Origin of the sequence: Enterobacter sp. PTB, from assembly GCF_051130085.1 — a bacterium.
Classification (GTDB): domain Bacteria; phylum Pseudomonadota; class Gammaproteobacteria; order Enterobacterales; family Enterobacteriaceae; genus Enterobacter; species Enterobacter ludwigii.
The window spans coordinates 1-489 of record NZ_JBDKEE010000124.1 but is presented as its reverse complement, the minus strand read 5'-3'; the positions used below and the strand labels follow the sequence as shown (position 1 = coordinate 489).

Here is a 489-nt window from a genome sequence, read left to right as displayed (position 1 = left end):
CCCAGTGGCAGGAGACGGACCTGGCGTTTGTGCAGCGCATTCTGGCAGAGGTCGGCATCTGGTATCGCCAGATGATGCACGATGTGACCGGGCTGGATGTGACGGTCTTCGGTGACAGACAGCAGCAGTATCTGCCTGAGCAGCCTCTGCCATACCACGAGCCGTCCGGCCTGTATGATGGTGCCGAACTCTGCTGCTGGGGGCTGCGCACCTGGCACAACGCGGCGACGGGGAGCGTGTCTGTTCGTGATTACAATCCTCGTACCGCACGTGAGCCCATGGATGCCGCTGTTTCTGTGCGTGCTGCGGGCGTGACGACGGGTGGGCATTACCGTGATAGCGAGTCTTATCTTCACGCCGGAGAGGATACCGCCCCGGCTCCTGAAACCGGGGGCTTTTATGCCCGCATCCGCCATGAGCGCGAGCTGAATAACTCGGCTTACCTTCACCTGTTCAGCAACGCTTACTGGCTGAGTCCGGGGAGGGTGA

The 489-nt window shown here is 61.3% G+C and carries 1 protein-coding gene; it reads left to right on the top strand.

The window, feature by feature from the left end:
- A partial coding sequence (locus AAIR21_RS27885) for a contractile injection system protein, VgrG/Pvc8 family (RefSeq protein ID WP_434682843.1) occupies window positions 1-489 on the top strand: 489 nt, incomplete at both ends.